The organism is Saccharothrix deserti (genome assembly GCF_009769385.1).
GTDB classification, from domain to species: Bacteria; Actinomycetota; Actinomycetes; order Mycobacteriales; family Pseudonocardiaceae; genus Actinosynnema; species Actinosynnema deserti.
In genome coordinates, this window is the sequence record NZ_VKAB01000001.1 from 127,762 (window position 1) to 143,281 (window position 15,520).

General features: G+C 70.7%; 14 protein-coding genes and 1 riboswitch. Of the genes, 3 read left to right on the top strand and 11 right to left on the bottom strand.

The window, feature by feature from the left end; genetic code table 11:
• The 3 genes from bsaP to bioD form a co-directional block, all read right to left on the bottom strand.
• Positions 1 to 219 (bottom strand): biotin synthase auxiliary protein BsaP, encoded by a 219-nt coding sequence (bsaP, locus tag FM051_RS12035; RefSeq protein ID WP_158843007.1) that lies wholly within the window; start codon positions 217 to 219, stop codon positions 1 to 3.
• Positions 219 to 1,235, bottom strand: a complete 1,017-nt coding sequence (bioB, locus tag FM051_RS12040) for a biotin synthase BioB (RefSeq protein ID WP_158843008.1) — start codon at positions 1,233 to 1,235, stop codon at positions 219 to 221. The genes bsaP and bioB overlap by 1 nt, the downstream gene beginning before the upstream one ends.
• Before the next feature lie 109 nt (positions 1,236 to 1,344).
• Complete coding sequence (gene bioD / locus FM051_RS12045) at positions 1,345 to 2,061, bottom strand: dethiobiotin synthase (protein WP_158843009.1); 717 nt, start codon at positions 2,059 to 2,061, stop codon at positions 1,345 to 1,347.
• A gap of 60 nt (positions 2,062 to 2,121) precedes the next feature.
• On the opposite strand from bioD, the gene FM051_RS12050 reads away from it, so the two are divergent.
• Together FM051_RS12050 and FM051_RS12055 are read left to right on the top strand one after the other, a co-directional pair.
• On the top strand, positions 2,122 to 2,361 hold the full coding sequence (locus tag FM051_RS12050; protein ID WP_158843010.1) for a glutaredoxin family protein: 240 nt from the start codon (positions 2,122 to 2,124) through the stop codon (positions 2,359 to 2,361).
• 1 nt (position 2,362) lies between these two features.
• Positions 2,363 to 3,031 (top strand): hypothetical protein, encoded by a 669-nt coding sequence (locus tag FM051_RS12055; protein WP_158843011.1) that lies wholly within the window; start codon positions 2,363 to 2,365, stop codon positions 3,029 to 3,031.
• Here the strand turns inward: FM051_RS12055 and FM051_RS12060 are convergent.
• From FM051_RS12060 to dnaE, 3 genes are all read right to left on the bottom strand, one after another.
• Positions 3,011 to 4,279, bottom strand: a complete 1,269-nt coding sequence (locus tag FM051_RS12060; protein ID WP_158843012.1) for an adenosylmethionine--8-amino-7-oxononanoate transaminase — start codon at positions 4,277 to 4,279, stop codon at positions 3,011 to 3,013. The genes FM051_RS12055 and FM051_RS12060 overlap by 21 nt on opposite strands.
• Positions 4,266 to 5,519, bottom strand: coding sequence for a cytochrome P450 family protein (locus FM051_RS12065; protein ID WP_238412341.1), 1,254 nt, complete (start codon positions 5,517 to 5,519; stop codon positions 4,266 to 4,268). The genes FM051_RS12060 and FM051_RS12065 overlap by 14 nt, the downstream gene beginning before the upstream one ends.
• An 87-nt stretch (positions 5,520 to 5,606) precedes the next feature.
• Positions 5,607 to 9,140, bottom strand: a complete 3,534-nt coding sequence (gene dnaE, locus FM051_RS12070) for a DNA polymerase III subunit alpha (RefSeq protein ID WP_158843013.1) — start codon at positions 9,138 to 9,140, stop codon at positions 5,607 to 5,609.
• Between the two features lie 156 nt (positions 9,141 to 9,296).
• Between dnaE and FM051_RS12075 the strand changes: the two genes are divergently transcribed.
• Complete coding sequence (locus tag FM051_RS12075; RefSeq protein WP_158843014.1) at positions 9,297 to 10,211, top strand: AsnC family protein; 915 nt, start codon at positions 9,297 to 9,299, stop codon at positions 10,209 to 10,211.
• Here the strand turns inward: FM051_RS12075 and FM051_RS12080 are convergent.
• The 5 genes from FM051_RS12080 to FM051_RS12100 form a co-directional block, all read right to left on the bottom strand.
• The gene (locus FM051_RS12080; protein WP_158843015.1) at positions 10,208 to 10,585 is read right to left on the bottom strand and encodes an MFS transporter; all 378 of its coding nucleotides are present in this window, start codon (positions 10,583 to 10,585) and stop codon (positions 10,208 to 10,210) included. The genes FM051_RS12075 and FM051_RS12080 overlap by 4 nt on opposite strands.
• 119 nt (positions 10,586 to 10,704) lie before the next feature.
• Positions 10,705 to 11,637 (bottom strand): RluA family pseudouridine synthase, encoded by a 933-nt coding sequence (locus FM051_RS12085; protein ID WP_158843016.1) that lies wholly within the window; start codon positions 11,635 to 11,637, stop codon positions 10,705 to 10,707.
• Between the two features lie 73 nt (positions 11,638 to 11,710).
• The gene (lspA, locus tag FM051_RS12090; protein WP_238412342.1) at positions 11,711 to 12,295 is read right to left on the bottom strand and encodes a signal peptidase II; all 585 of its coding nucleotides are present in this window, start codon (positions 12,293 to 12,295) and stop codon (positions 11,711 to 11,713) included.
• A 23-nt stretch (positions 12,296 to 12,318) separates the two neighbouring features.
• Complete coding sequence (locus FM051_RS12095) at positions 12,319 to 13,713, bottom strand: aminotransferase class V-fold PLP-dependent enzyme (protein ID WP_158843017.1); 1,395 nt, start codon at positions 13,711 to 13,713, stop codon at positions 12,319 to 12,321.
• Between the two features lie 37 nt (positions 13,714 to 13,750).
• A riboswitch (SAM riboswitch) is annotated at positions 13,751 to 13,865 on the bottom strand.
• A 67-nt stretch (positions 13,866 to 13,932) separates the two neighbouring features.
• Positions 13,933 to 15,405, bottom strand: coding sequence for a potassium/proton antiporter (locus FM051_RS12100; protein WP_158843464.1), 1,473 nt, complete (start codon positions 15,403 to 15,405; stop codon positions 13,933 to 13,935).
• Positions 15,406 to 15,520: the final 115 nt, after the last annotated feature.

The following is a 15,520-nucleotide window of genomic DNA, read 5'->3' on the forward strand; positions in this document are numbered from 1 at the left end:
TTACCGCGCTGAGGTGATCTCGCCGTGACGGCTGCACGCGGCGGTCCAGCCGGCCGGGGTCACCTGCACCACCATCCGCCGCGCGCACTCGCCGCAGAACCGCGGCGGGTCGATCACACCGAGCCGCGAGGCGCACGCCGAGTGGTCGACTTCGGTCTGGTCGTCGGCCCCGCCGACGCCGACTCCGACGCGCGCCTTGCCGCAATAACCGCAGTACATCACAGGGTCTTGCTCAGTTCCTTGATCGGCATGGACAGCTCGTCCAGCATGTCGAGGTCGTCCTGGGCCGGGCGGCCGAGGTTGGTCAGGTAGTTGCCGACGATGATCGCGTTGACGCCGCCGAGCATGCCCTGCTTCGCGCCGAGGTCGCCGAAGGTCAGCTCACGGCCGCCGGCGAAGCGCAGGATCGTGCGCGGCAGGGCGAGCCGGAACGCGCCGACGGCCCGCAGCGCGTCGGGGCCCTCCACGACCGGGTAGTTCTCGTACGGGGTGCCGGGGTTCGGGATGAGGAAGTTCAGCGGCACCTCGTCGGGCTCCAGCGCGGCCAGCTGCACGGCGAACTCGGCGCGCTGGGCCAGCGTCTCGCCCATGCCGATGATGCCGCCGCAGCAGACCTCCATGCCCGCGTCGCGGATCATCTTCAGCGTGTCCCACCGCTCTTCCCACGAGTGCGTGGTGACCACGTTGGGGAAGTGCGAGCGGGCCGTCTCCAGGTTGTGGTTGTAGCGGTGGACGCCCATCTCCACCAGCTCGTCCACCTGCTCCTGGGTGAGCATGCCGAGCGAGCACGCGATCTGGATGTCGTTGCCGTCCTCGCGGATGGCCTTGATGCCGTCCCGCACCTGCGACAGCAGCCTCTTGTCCGGCCCGCGCACGGCGGCGACGATGCAGAACTCGGTCGCGCCGGTCTCGGCGGTCTGCCGGGCCGCCTTCACCAGGCCGGGGATGTCCAGCCACGCCGAGCGCACCGGCGAGGGGAACTGGCCGGACTGGGAGCAGAAGTGGCAGTCCTCGGGGCAGCCGCCGGTCTTCAGCGACACGATGCCCTCGACCTCGACCTCCGGACCGCACCAGCGCATCCGCACCGCGTGCGCCAGTTCCAGCAGGTCCGGGATCCGCTCGTCGGGCAGCTGGAGGACTTCGAGCACCTGCTCCTCGGACAGTCCGACGCCCTGCTCCAGCACCTGCTCGCGGGCGACGCTGAGGACATCGAGCTGTTCAGGGGCTGCGGTCACGACTTCTCCTCGGGGAACTCCGGCGGTCATCCGCCGTGCAGTCTGCCGCACGGACCAGTGGCCGACCCAGCGACGTGCGTCACTGGTTCGTTCAACCGGCGCGGGCGGGTCAGCAGGTGTGCGGTGCGGCGAACTTCTCCGGGTCGAAGTTGCCGCCGAACCACGGCGACAGGGCCCCGCGGGCCATCTCCACGAACTCCGCCCGGTCCAGGGACGCCGCGCCGTCGGGCAGCACGCCGAGCAGCGGCGCGCCCGCGGCCTCGGGCAGGTCGACCAGGTTGGTGCGGGTGGCCAGGTCGGGCGCGGCGGGCCAGCGGCCCACCACCACGCCGATGGACTCCAGCCCGCGTCGCAGCAGGGCCTCGGCGGTCAGCGCGGCCATGTTCAACGTGCCGAGGCCGGCGTGCGCGACGAGCAGCACCGGGGCGTTGAGCGCCCACGCGGCGTCGGCGATGGTCGAGCCGGCGGCGTCGAACCGGACCAGCAGCCCGCCCGCGCCCTCGACCAGCACGAGGTCGTGCGTCTCGTCCAGGGCGACGGTCGCCGCGGCGACCTCGCTGGGGTGCACGGTGGACATCCCGGACCGGCGCGCGGCCGTGGCGGGAGCCAGCGGTTCCGGGTATCGGCGCAGCTCACGGGTGGTGACCGGACCCGCGAGTCGGACCACCTCGGCGAGGTCGCCCGGCTCGCCGTCGGCGACGCCGGTCTGCGCGGGCTTGAGCACGGCGACCCGCCGACCGTCGGCGACGGCCAGCGCCGCCAGAGCGGCGACGACCACCGTCTTGCCGACCTCGGTGCCCGTGCCGGTGATCACGAGGACGCTCACGGGCACCCACCCTAGGCCTATCCGGAGCGTCACGGGTCTCCGCGTTCTAGAGTCACCGCTATGGGTGAGATCGTTCTGTACGGAGCGAACTGGTGCGGCGACTGCCGCCGGGCCAAGGCATGGCTGCGGGAGCACGAAGTGCCGTTCACGGAGGTCGACGTCGAGCAAGACGACGCGGCCCGCGACCGGGCGATCGAGTTCGCCGGTGGGCGCAAGAACATCCCGGTGATCGTGCTGCCCGACGGCCGGGTGCTGGTCGAGCCGACGAACACCGACCTCGCCGCCGCCGTCGAAGCCTGACTTGGCCGACAAGAAGAAGCGCCGCCGGGCCCGTGCGGCGGCGGAGCGCGCGCGGATAGCAGCGGAGAAAGAGCCGGTGGACTGGCCGGGCCCTCCCCCGCCGCCCATGCCCGTCGCACAGCCGGACACGCTGGAGAAGCTGGGCGACCGGTTGTTCCGATGGCACTGGGTCGTCACGGTCCTCGTGGTGCTGGTCGGCCTCGCCGCGGAGATCGCGGGCCACTACTACCTGTGGAGCGCGGTGTTCCCGGCCCTGGGCGCCGCCGTGGGTGGGGTGCCGGTCGTGTCGACGGTGGTCGGCTGGCTGTTCGGCAGCGGCGCGTTCATGGCGTGGGGCGTGCTGCTGGTCAACCAGAAGAGCTTGAAACCCAAGACGGTGGACCGGTTGCGGGTCGTCGCGTGGTTGTGGACAGCGGTCGCGTTCATGTGCATTCCGAGCGACCACGCCGACAGCATCTCGCTGCCCACGGACTTCTGGGCGGGCGCGTACGCGAGCGCGTACGGCGTGGCGATCGCACCGGCAGCCGCCGTGATGTTCGCCGGTGGTCGGTGGCTGGCCGAGAAGGTGTTCGAGCGTGAGGTCGAGCCTGCCGGCCGGGTCCTGGGCTGGATCTGCGTCGGTTACGCGACGCTGCTGCTGGTGTGGGGCTCAACCCTGCTGCGCATGTGACGCCTCGGCCGCGGCGACGACGGCCGCGCTGATCGCGGCCACGTCGTCGTCCGTGCTGACGAACGGCGGCATGGTGTAGATCAGGTCGCGGAACGGCCGCAGCCACACGCCGTGGTCGACGGCCGCGGCGGTGGCGGCGGCCATGTCCACCGGGTGGTCGAGCTGCACGACGCCGATCGCGCCGAGCACCCGCACGTCACCGGGCGCCTGCGCCAGCCCGGACCGCAGCCCGGCCTCGATCCGCCGCACCGACCCTCGCCAGTCCTGCGACAACAGCAGGTCGGTGGACGCCAGCGCCACCGCCGAGGCCAGCGGGTTGCCCATGAACGTCGGGCCGTGCGCCAGCACCGGCACCTCGCCCCGCGAGATTCCGTCCGCCACCCGCGAGGTGCACAAGGTGGCCGCCATCGACAGGTAACCGCCGGTCAGCGCCTTGCCCAGGCACATGATGTCGGGGCTGATCGCGGCGTGGTCGGCGGCGAACAGCTCGCCGGTGCGGCCGAACCCGGTGGCGATCTCGTCGAAGATCAGCAGCACGTCGTTGGCCAGCGTCAGCTCGCGCAGCACGTGCAGGTAGCGAGGGTCGTGGAAGCGCATCCCGCCCGCGCCCTGCACGACCGGCTCCACGATGACCGCGGCCAGTTCGTCGGCGTGCCGCTCGATCAGGTCGGCCAGCTCCTGGACGTACGCGGTCTCCAGGTCGCGCGGCGGCGCGGACGCGAACACCTGGTCCGGCAGCACGCCCCGCCACAGCGAGTGCATCCCGCCCTCCGGGTCGCACACGGCCATCGGCTGGAACGTGTCCCCGTGGTACCCGCCGCGCCACGTCAGCAGCCGCCGCTTCTCCGGCCGCCGCCGCGAGCGCCAGTACTGCAACGCCATCTTGATCGCGACCTCGACCGACACCGAGCCGGAGTCGCACAGGAACACGTGCTGCAACGGCTCGGGCGTGATCTCCACCAGCCGCGCCGACAACGCCACCGCCGGCTCGTGGGTGAGGCCGCCGAACATCACGTGGCTCATCCGGCCGAGCTGGTCGCGCACCGCGGCGTCGAGCACCGGGTGCCGGTAGCCGTGGATCGCGGCCCACCACGACGACATGCCGTCGACCAGCTCGCGCCCGTCGTCCAGCCGGAGCCGGACACCCTCCGCCGACGAGACCACGAGCGGCTGGTGGGTGCCCGGCATCGGGCCGTACGGGTGCCAGACGTGCGCCTGGTCCAGCTTCAGCAGCTCATCGCGCTCCACGGGGCGTGAGGCTAACCGGCAGCGCCTCCAGCCCGCGAATGAGCGTGCCCGGCCGCCACTTCAGCGCGTCCGGCTCGGCCGCCGGGGCGATGTCGAACCGGTCCAGCAGCGAGCCGACCGCGATCTCGCCCTCCATCCGGGCCAGCGGCGCGCCCAGGCAGTAGTGCACGCCGTGCCCGAACGCCAGGTGCCCGCCGGCGGGCCGGGTGATGTCGAACCGGTCCGCGTCCGGGAACTTCGACCCGTCGCGGTTGGCGCCGCTCAGCGCCACCACGACCACGCTGTCCTTCGGGATGACCACGTCGCCCAGCTCGACGTCCTCGTTGGTGAAGCGCATCGTGGCCTGGTTGACCGGGCTCTCGTAGCGCAGGAACTCCTCCACCGCGCCCGGCAGCAGCGACCGGTCGGCGCGCAGCTTCTCCAGCTGGTCGGGGTTGCGCAGCAGGTGGTGCACGCCGTTGGTGATCAGGTTGACGGTCGTCTCGTGCCCGGCGACCAGCAGCAGGAACGCCATGGCGATCAGCTCCATCGGGTCGAGCCGGTCACCGTCCTCGTCGGCGTGCACCAACGCCGAGAAGAAGTCGTCACCGGGGTCGGCCTTCTTGTTCTCGACCAGCCGTGCCAGGTAGGCCGCCATCTTGCCGCCGGCCTCCTGCAAGTCGGCCCCGTCCCCGTTGCCACCGCCGACCAGCACGTTCGACCACACGCGGAAGTCGTCGCGCTCGTCCATCGGCACGTCGAGCATCTCGCAGATGACCGTGATGGGCAGCGGGAACGCCAGCGCGTCCACCACGTCCACCACGTCCACCGCGTCCACCTCGGACCGGGTCGCCATCTCGTCCAGCAGCCCGTCGGTGATCTCCTGGATGCGGGGCCGAAGCTGCTCGACCCGCCGGGCGGTGAACGCCTTGGTGACGAGCTTGCGCAGCCGGGTGTGGTCCGGCGGGTCCATGTTCAGCATGTGCTTGACCAGGGACTGGTCGAACTCGATGACCCCCTCGTCGCGCCCGACCCGGTTGAGCGCCATGACTTCCGGGAAGCGCTCGTAGTGCTTGCTGAACCGCGGGTCCGCGAGCGCCAGCCGAGCCTCCTCGTACCGGGTGACGAGCCACGCCTTCGTGCCGCGCGGCAGCACGATCTCGCTCGCCGCGGCCTGCTCGCGCAGCCGGGCGTGGTAGGCGTGCGGGTCGGCGAAGTACTCCTCGCCGAGCACGTCCAGACCGGCGATCTTCTCCCCCAAGGGGATCCCCTCCTCGTTTGAGTAAACCCTGTTTACTCAACGAGTCGAGGTTCCCTCGTGTCCCCGGATACGACCTATGTCACCCGATCAGCCCAAGCACCCGGGGCCGAGCAGCGCCTTCAGATCACCCATGAGGGACGGGGTGGGCGTGACCCGAAGGGCGTCGTCCAGCTTCAGCAACGTGTTCCGACTGCTGTTGATGACCAGGTTGAGGTGCACCTCGGTGGTGCCGGGGTGCGCGGAGAGGACTTCCTTCAACGACGTCACCAGCTTCGGGTCGCAGCGCGACGCCGACACCTTCAGCTTCAACGCCTGCGAACCCAGCTCCGACAGGTCCGGCACGACCAGGTCGTTGGCGATCAGCGAGGTCCGGTCGTCCCGCTTCGCCACCCGCGCCTTGACCAGCACGATCGCGTCCTCGGCCACCGACATGCCGTGGACGACGTAGCTCTTCGGGAAGAACAGCACCTCGATGCCACCGGCCAGGTCCTCCAGCATCGCCGACGCCCACGGCTCGCCGTTCTTGTTCACCCGGCGGGTGACCGTCGACAGGATGCCGCCCAGGGTGACCTGCGTGCCGTCCGGCACGTCGCCTTCCAGGATCCGCGCGATCGAGGCGTCCGAATAGGACTCCAGCACGTGCTCCACGCCGTTGAGCGGGTGGCCGGACACGTACAGGCCCAGCATCTCCCGCTCCAGCGTGAGCTGGTGCTTGGACTCCCAGTGCTCGTCCGGGATCTTGACGTCGAACACCGACGCGCCGTCGCCGTCACCGCTGCCGTCGCCGAACAGGTCGAACTGGCCGCGCGCCTCTTCCTTCTTGGTGAGCATGATCGCGTCGACCGCCTCGACGTGGACCATGTGCAGGCCCTTGCGCGGGTGGCCGAGCGAGTCGAACGCGCCCGCCTTGATCAGCGATTCGACGACCTTCTTGTTGCAGGCCTGCACGTCGACCTTGCGCAGGAAGTCGGAGAAGTCGACGAACTTCCCCTTCTCCTTGCGGGTCTTGATGATCGCGTCGACCACGTTCGCGCCGACGTTGCGGATCGCGCCGAGGCCGAACCGGATGTCGTTGCCGACGGCGACGAACTCGCGCTCGGACTCGTTGACGTCCGGCGGGAGGACCGTGATGCCCATCCGGCGGCACTCGGCCAGGTAGATGGCCGACTTGTCCTTGTTGTCCGAGTTCGTGGTCAGCAGCGCGGCCATGAACTCGGCCGGGTAGTTCGCCTTGAGGTAGGCCGTCCAGTAGGAGATCAGGCCGTACGCGGCGGAGTGCGCCTTGTTGAACGCGTAGTCCGCGAACGGAACCAGGATGTCCCACAGCGTCTTGATCGCGTCGTCCGGGAAACCCTTGTCCCGCATGCCCGCCGCGAAACCCTCGTACTCCTTGTCGAGGATCTCCTTCTTCTTCTTGCCCATCGCGCGGCGCAGCAGGTCGGCTTGGCCGAGCGAGTACCCGGCCAGCTGCTGCGCGATCGCCATGACCTGCTCCTGGTACACGATCAGGCCGTAGGTCGTGCCCAGGATGTCCTCCAGGGCGTCGGCCAGCGCCGGGTGGATCGGCGTGATCTCCTGGAGCTTGTTCTTGCGCAGCGCGTAGTTCGTGTGCGAGTTCGCGCCCATCGGGCCGGGGCGGTACAGCGCGCCCACGGCCGAGATGTCCTCGAAGTTGTCGGGCCGCATCAGCCGCAGCAGGTCCCGCATGGGCCCACCGTCCAGCTGGAACACGCCCAACGTCTCGCCCTTGGACAGCAGCGCGTAGGTCTTCTTGTCGTCCAGCCCGATCTTGTCGAGGTCGACCGTCCCCTTGCCGTTGAGCGCGATGTTCTTCAGCGCGTCGTCGATCGTGGTCAGGTTGCTCAGGCCGAGGAAGTCCATCTTCAGCAGGCCGAGCGTCTCGCACGTCGGGTAGTCGAACTGGGTGATGATCGAACCGTCCTGCGGGCGCATCCAGACCGGGATGTGGTCCGTCAGCGGCTCCGCGGACATGATCACCGCGCAGGCGTGCACGCCCGCGTTGCGGATCAGGCCCTCCAGGCCTCGTCCGGTGTCGATGATCTCCTTGACCTGCGGGTCCGTCTCGTACAGCGCGCGGACCTCGGCCGCCTCGGAGTACCGCTTGTGCTGCGGGTCGAACACGCCGGACAGCGGGATGTCCTTGCCCATCACGGCGGGCGGCATGGCCTTGGAGATCCGGTCCGCCACCGCGTAGCCCGGCTGCCCGTACAGCACGCGGGCGGAGTCCTTGATCGCGGCCTTCGCCTTGATCGTGCCGAACGTGATCACCTGGGCGACCTTGTCGGCGCCCCACTTGTCGGTGACGTACCGGATCACGTCACCGCGCCGGCGCTCGTCGAAGTCGATGTCGATGTCGGGCGGGCTGACCCGGTCCGGGTTCAGGAACCGCTCGAAGATCAGGCCGTGCGCCAGCGGGTCGAGGTCGGTGATGCCCATCGCGTACGCGATCAGCGCGCCTGCCGCGGAACCACGGCCGGGGCCGACCCGGATGCCGTTGGCCTTGGCCCAGTTGATGAAGTCGGCGACCACCAGGAAGTAGGACGGGAAGCCCATCTGGAGGATGACGCCGATCTCGAACTCGACCTGCTTCTGGTGGACCTCGTCCACACCCCCCGGGAACCGGCGGCGCATGCCCTCCCAGACCTGCTCGCGGAAGTAGTCGGCCTCCGTCATGCCCTCGGGCACCGGGTAGCGCGGCATCAGGTTCCGGAACGCGAACATGCCGGTCGTGTCGACCCGCTCGGCCACCAGCAGGGTGTTGCGGCACCCCTCCTGCCAGGCGTCGGACGAGTCGATCGCGCGCATCTCGTCCGGCGACTTCAGGTGGTAGCCCGTGCCGTCGAACTTGAACCGGTTCGGGTCCTGGAGCGTCTTGCCGGTCTGCACGCACAGCAGCGCCGCGTGCGCGTCGCGGTCCTCGGAGTAGGTGTAGTGCGAGTCGTTGGTCACCACGAACGGGATGCTGAGCTTCTTGGCGATGTCCAGCAGCCCGCCCCGGACCCGGCTCTCGATCTCGATGCCGTGGTCCATCAGCTCGACGAAGAAGTTGTCCGCGCCGTAGATGTCGCGCCACTTCGCGGCGGCCTCCAGGGCCTCCTTCTCGTGGCCCAGGCGCAACCGCGTCTGCACCTCGCCGGACGGGCAGCCGGTCGTCGCCATCAGCCCCGCCGAGTGCTCGGCGATCAGCTCGACGTCCATCCGGGGCCACTTGCCCAGCTGGCCCTCGGTGGAGGCCCGGCTGGACATCTTCATCAGGTTGTGCAGGCCCTCGTTGTCGCGGGCCCAGATGGTCTGGTGGGTGTACGCGCCGCTGGCCGAGACGTCGTCGGCCTTCTGCCCCGGGTCGCCCCACAGCACGCGCTTCTTGTTGAAGCGCGACTCCGGGGCCAGGTACGCCTCGATGCCGATCACCGGCTTGATGCCCGCGGCGGTCGCCTGCCGGTAGAAGTCGTAGGCGCCGTACATGTTGCCGTGGTCGGTGATCGCGGCGGCGGGCATGCCCATCCGCTCGCACTCGGCGAACATGTCCTTCAGCTTGGCCGCGCCGTCGAGCATCGAGTACTCGGTGTGCACGTGGAGGTGCACAAACGAGTCGGACACCCAAACCCCCCTGAAGATCGCAGCGGGCCCGGGACAGAGCGCGGGCGAGACATCTGCGAGCCTAACCCCAAAACGCTCCGTGGTCGCCCGGCGGGGGTGGGTGTGTCGGCCGGGCCGATGACGCGAAGATCGGCCCAGCCGGGTAGCGTTCTTGGTGTGGTAGCGCCGGACCCCGTCGACGCCCGTCTCCTGGCCATGATCGCCGAGATGGGCCGTGCCGCCGTGCACGAGGTGGCCGCCCGGCTGGGCATGGACCCGCGCGAGGCCGCCACCCGGCTGATCACGTTGTCCGGCAGCGGGTTGCCGCTGCTCGTCGGCGTGGAGTGCGACCCGAACGGCATCCGCAAGGCACTGGCCAACAGCGTGGCGTGGGGCAACTACGCGGGACCCGGCGGACAGGCCGTCCGCGGCACGCCGAGCGGCCCGTACCCGCCCGTGCCGGGCACGGTGCACGGCACGCCGTCGGGCCCCTACCCCGGTTACCCCGGCCCGCAGGGGCCGCCCAGCACGCCGTTCCCGGCGCAACCGCAGACCGGACCGCACGTGGGACCGCCGTCCGGGCCGGTGCCGCTGCCGGAGCCGATGAACACGTGGGGCGTGCCCGGCACGTCCGGCTGGGCGCGCGGCGACCAGGCACCCGCGCCGCGCTCGCGCACCGGCAAGATCGGCAGCACGTTGGAGACCGAGGGCCTGGAGGGCGCCCGGTTCACCATCCAGCTGGTCGAGGTGGTCGACCCGGCCGACTTCCTGTTCACCGCGGCCGGGTACAAGCTGGCCGACGGCGAGCGGGCCGTGGTCGTGCACACGGAGCTGGCGAACATCGGCCAGGTGCCGTTCAACGCCCTGCCCGACATGTACCTGGTGCTGATGACCAACAAGGGCGAGACGGTGGGCAAGGCGCCGGTGTCGCTGTCGTCCCGGCCGCCGCACAAGATCGGCGTGCAGCCGGGCGAGACGGCGGGCGGCCACACCGTCTACGTGCTGCCCGAGGACACCGTGATCTTCTCGGTGCGCTGGAGCTCCCGCCCGGAGACCGACCTCAACACCCTGGTCTGGACGATCGAGGACTAGGCGGGCACGGGCGCCGGTTCGGTGTCCCGGGTGATGCCCACGTCGCCCCTGGTGAGGGTGGCGAACAGGACCACGGCCAGCACCGACGCGCCCGCCATCACGGTCACCATCGGCAGCACGCTCGCCGAGCCGCCCGCACCGACCAGCGGCGCCATCAGGCCGCCGACCAGGAACGTCGTCACACCGAGCACGGCCGACGCGCTGCCCGCCGACAGACCGATGATGAACGTCGTCAGGGACAGCTGGATCTGCGACCCGGTCGCGTCGAACTCCTCCGCCATGGAGGGGAACGCCGGCAGGTAGGTGTCGATCGAGAGCGGCCCCAAGCAGCACAGGGCTCCCAGGAGCGCTACCAGTCGGGCCCTGTTGTCCATGCGGCGGTCCCCCAGGCTCGTTGGGTGAAAAGCTTCGCAAGCCGAACGATCTGGGGAAAGCGATATGTCCTACGTCACGCGTTCAGACGAGGATTTCGCTCGAACGTGGACGTGTCGCGTCAGTAGCCCTCGGCGCGCAGCAGTTCCAGGGCTTCGGCGAGGTCGGCCGGGTACTCGCTGGTGAACTCCACCCACTGGCCGTCGGCCGGGTGGTGGAAGCCCAGCGTCCGGGCGTGCAGCCACTGCCGGGTGACGCCGAGCCGCTTGGCCAGCGACGGGTCGGCACCGTAGGTGATGTCGCCGACGCACGGGTGCCGCAGTGCGGAGAAGTGGACCCGGATCTGGTGCGTGCGGCCGGTCTCCAGGTGCACGTCGAGCAGTGACGCGGCCCGGAAGGCCTCGACCACCTCGTAGTGCGTGATGCTCGGCTTGCCGTTGGCCATCACGGCGAACTTGTAGTCGTGCTTCGGGTGCCGGTCGATCGGGGCGTCGATGGTGCCCTTGATCGGGTCCGGGTGCCCCTGCACGAGGGCGTGGTAGAGCTTGTCGACCGTCCGTTCCTTGAACGCGTGCTTCAAGGCCGAGTAGGCGCTCTCGCTCTTCGCGACCACCATGACACCGGTCGTGCCGACGTCCAGGCGGTGCACGACGCCCTGCCGTTCGGCCGCGCCCGACGTGGCGATCCGGATGCCGGCCGCGGCCAGGCCGCCGACCACGGTGGGACCGGTCCAGCCGGGGCTGGGGTGGACGGCCACGCCGACCGGCTTGTCCACCACGATGATGTCGTCGTCCTCGTACAGGACCTTGAGGCCCTCCACGGGCACGGCCTGCACCTGCACCGGCCGTTCGGGCTCGGGGAGGGTGACCTCCAGCATCGCGCCCGCCACCAGCCGGTCCGACTTGCCGGCGGGCTGGCCGTCGAGCACCACGTCACCCGATTCGGTCAACGCCGCGACCACCGTGCGGGACAGGCCGAGGAGCTTGGCCAGGCCCGCGTCGACCCTCATCCCGTCCAGGCCGTCCGGCACGGGAAGGGTCCGGTACCCGCTCATGCGCACACCTCGCCAGCGCCCGGCGTGGCAAGAGCGGTGCGCGCTGTGTTGGATGATTCGCTCGCAAGCTCGCTCATTTGCCCGCCTTCTTGTGCGCCGCGGGCTTCGTCTCCACACGCGTGCCGTCGTAGTCCCGCTGGAGCAGCGCCATCAGCACGATCACGCCACCACCCACGCAGATGGCGGAGTCCGCCAGGTTGAACACCGGGAAGAAGTTCCCCCACGGGTCGAGCACCGAGATGAAGTCGACCACGCCGCCGCGCAGCGGGCCGGGTCCGCGGAAGATGCGGTCCACGAGGTTGCCCATCGCGCCGCCCAGGACCAGGCCGAGGCCGATGGCCCAGCCGATCGACCGCAGCCTGCGCGCGATCCACAGGATGAACACGACCACGCTCGACGCGATCAGGGCGAGGATCACCGTCCAGCCCTCGGCCAGGCCGAACGCGGCGCCCGTGTTGCGGATCAGCGGCAGGTAGAGCAGGCCGCCGAGCAGCTCGACCGGCTCCCGCCCCTCCAGCTCCTCCACCGCGACGATCTTGGTGACCAGGTCGAGGGCCAACACCAGCGGTGCGATCACGGCCAGCAGGAGGACCCGTCGCTTCGGCAGCGGTGGGTCCTGGTCCGGCGTGTCCGGCTCGGTGTTGGGATCGGTGCTCACCGGGCCATTGTCCAGTATCCGACTCAGCGCAGGAACGGCGGGAGCGCGCGCTCGTCGTTCAGCGGGACCCAACGGCCGTTCCGGTGCTCGTACTCCCACCTCGAACCCTCGGTGACGAGAGCGCGCAACGCGGCCACGAAACGGTCCACGTGCTCCTCGGTGGTGCCCAGGCCGATGGACGCCCGGAGCGCGCGCTCACCGTCCGTGAGGCGGTGCACGGCCACGTGGGCGCAGAACGCGCCGTCACGCACGCCGATGCCGTGCTCGGCGGACAGCGCGGCGGCGAGGTAGCCGGCGTCCTGACCGCCGACGGTGAAGCTCACCACACCCACCCGGTCCTGGTCCGCGCCGAACAGCGTCAGCTCGTGCACACCGGGAACGGTCTCCAGGCCCGCGCGGAGCCTCGCCAGGAGCACGCGCTCGTGCTCGGTGGTCTGCGCCCAGTGCCGCCCCAGCACGTCGCAGGCCACGGCCAGCGCGTGCACGCCCACCACGTTCGGCGTGCCGGCCTCGTGCCGCTCGGGGACCGCGGACCAGGCCACGCCCAGCCGGTCGCCGTGATCGGTGACGCGGGCCGTCGCACCGCCGCCCACCAGGTACGGCTCGGCGGCCTGCAACCAGTCGGACCGCCCGACCAGCACACCGGCGCCGAACGGCGCGTAGACCTTGTGCCCGGACAGCACGGTGTAGTCGACGTCGAGCGCCCGCACGTCCACCGGCCGGTGCGGCGCGAGCTGGGCGGCGTCCAGGGCGATCCGGGCGCCGTGCCTGCGGGCCACCCGGGCCAGCTCGGCCACCGGCCACACCTCGCCGGTCACGTTGGACGCCCCGGTCACCACGACCAGGCGCGGGCCGACGGGCGCCTCGCGCAGCGCCCGGTCCAGCTCCAGCACCGCCTGGGCGGGCGAGGCCGGGGTGCGCAGGCGGCGCACGTTCGGGCCGCGCCACGGCAGCAGCGCGGCGTGGTGCTCGGTGTCGAACAGGATCACGGCGGTGTGCTTCGGCAGGCTCCTGGCCAGCAGGTTCAGCGCGTCGGTGGTGTTGCGGGCGAACACGACGGCGTCGCTGTCGCGGGCGCCGAGGAAGCGGCGGACGGACGTACGGGCCTGCTCGTAGACCTTCGTGCTGACCTGGGAGGCGAAACCCGCGCCCCGGTGCACGCTGGCGTACCAGGGCAGCAGCTCGTCCACGGCGTCGCGGACCTGCTCCAGGCACGGCGCGCTGGCCGCGTGGTCGAGGTTCGCGTACTCGACGCGCTCACCGGTGACCAGCGGCACGCGCAGCGCGGAACCGACGACGCGCGGCAGTCCCCACTTCTCCTGGGCCGATTTCCCTGGGGCGGACTTCTCCGGGCCGGGCCCGTCGAAGCCGAGCTTCTCGGTGCCGGCGACGGTGTTTCGGGGAACTGCGATCGTCATGACGCCCTCCGGGGGTCCGGGACCCCGTTCGAGAGGGAGCCCGCGCTTGCCGGACGCCCTGCGCGCCAGGCCAGGTCCTCACCGGGGGCACCCCACCGCGGTAGGAGGGTTGCCGGCCAGCAAGCCCGGGCTTGTCGCTGGCACTCATGACCTTCGCTTCGAAGCTAACCCAGAGCGCACGCCCGCGTCGAGGGGCGTTCACATCCTGGGAGACGAGGGTCACGGCAGCCCGACGTCGCCCTTCCACCGGGCGAACCGGCCCGCCCGGTCCACGGCCCGGATGCGCTGCTCGGTCGCCGTGCGCATGGCCTCGGTGCACACGACCAGCAGCTGGTCGTGCTCCTGCAACCGGGTCGTCTGCTGCGGTGTGAAGCCCTTCTCGTCCCGCACCACGAGGCTCACCGACGACCCCGGCGGCAGCCGCAGCTCGGACAGGTACACGCCGTGCAGCTTGGAGCCCTCCTGGATGCGGATCTGGAGGAGTTCCGCGCCCAGTTCGTCCAGCGCCGACGAGTCGACCTGCACCTCCTGCGCCTCACCGGACTTGACCAGCTTCAGCCACTTGGCCAGCCACGGCAGGGTCGTGCCCTGCACCACGGTCAGCACCACGACCAGCACGAACACCGCGTCCACGAGATCCTGCGCGCCCGGCACCCCCTGGATCAGCGGGATCAGGGCGAACACGATCGGCACCGCCCCGCGCAGCCCGGACCAGGAGATGAACACCTGATCCCGCCACGGCACCCCGAACGGCAGCGCCGCGAACAGCACCGACAGCGGCCGGGCGAACAGCACCAGCACCGCGCCCGCGACCAGGGCGGGCACCAGCGCGTCGAGCAGCCGTCCGGGCGAGGCGTACAGGCCGAGCAGCACGAACAGGCCGATCTGCGCGATCCAACCCAGCCCTTCGGCGAACGACAGGGTGTCCGCCCGGTGCGGCAGCCGGGCGTTGCCGAGCACGAGCGCGGCGATGTAGACGGCGAGGAAACCGGACGCGTGCGCGAGGTCGCCCGCGGTGTAGGCGAGCAGGCACACCGCGACCGTGGCCAGCGGGTACAGGCCGGTGGCCGGCAGCGCGGCCCGGCGCAGGCCGACGCCGCCCAGCCAGCCGAGCCCGATGCCGATCAAGCCGCCGGCGATCAGTTCGTAGACCATCAGCAGCGGCGCGGTCCACGTGATCGGGTCGGGTGCGGCGAGCAGCACGACGGCGATGTAGACCGGCGCGTCGTTGATGCCGGACTCCAGTTCGAGGGGGCCGATGAGCCGTTTGCCCACACCCACCCCGCGCAACACGCTGAACACCGCGGCGGCGTCGGTGGACGACAGCACCGCGCCCCACAGCAGCGCCGTGCGCCAGTCCATGTCCAGCAGGTGGTGCAGCGCGAACCCGGTGACCGCGATGCTCACGCCAACGGACACAGTGGACAGTGCGATGCCCAGGCCCAGCGCGGGTTTCACCTCGCTCCACCGGGTGGTGAGGCCACCTTCGGTGAGGATCAGCACGAGCGCGACCGTGCCCAGCGAACGGGTCAGGTCGGCGTCCTCGAACTGGATGCCGAGCACCGCCTCGCCGAGCAGCACGCCGATGCCGAGGTAGAGCAGGAGGGACGGCAGACCGAGCCGGATCGACACCCTCACCGCGATGACCGAAAGCAGGAGAACCGCGGCGGCGATGCCGAGGAAGCCCGTCACACCGCCCACTCGACCTCCACACCGTCGTCCCGCCGGCCGTCCAGTTGTCACTCGACGGGGTCATTCTCCCCGGCGGCACCGGAATGGACGAATCCGGCGGCGCACGCAGCATCAC

Bases quoted from the DNA above. Each gene is read 5' to 3' on its own strand.
- bsaP (WP_158843007.1), bottom strand. From the start codon at position 219: ATGTACTGCGGTTATTGCGGCAAGGCGCGCGTCGGAGTCGGCGTCGGC.
- FM051_RS12050 (WP_158843010.1), top strand. From the start codon at position 2,122: ATGGGTGAGATCGTTCTGTACGGAGCGAACTGGTGCGGCGACTGCCGC.
- FM051_RS12080 (WP_158843015.1), bottom strand. From the start codon at position 10,585: ATGGACAACAGGGCCCGACTGGTAGCGCTCCTGGGAGCCCTGTGCTGC.
- FM051_RS12085 (WP_158843016.1), bottom strand. From the start codon at position 11,637: ATGAGCGGGTACCGGACCCTTCCCGTGCCGGACGGCCTGGACGGGATG.
- FM051_RS12095 (WP_158843017.1), bottom strand. From the start codon at position 13,713: ATGACGATCGCAGTTCCCCGAAACACCGTCGCCGGCACCGAGAAGCTC.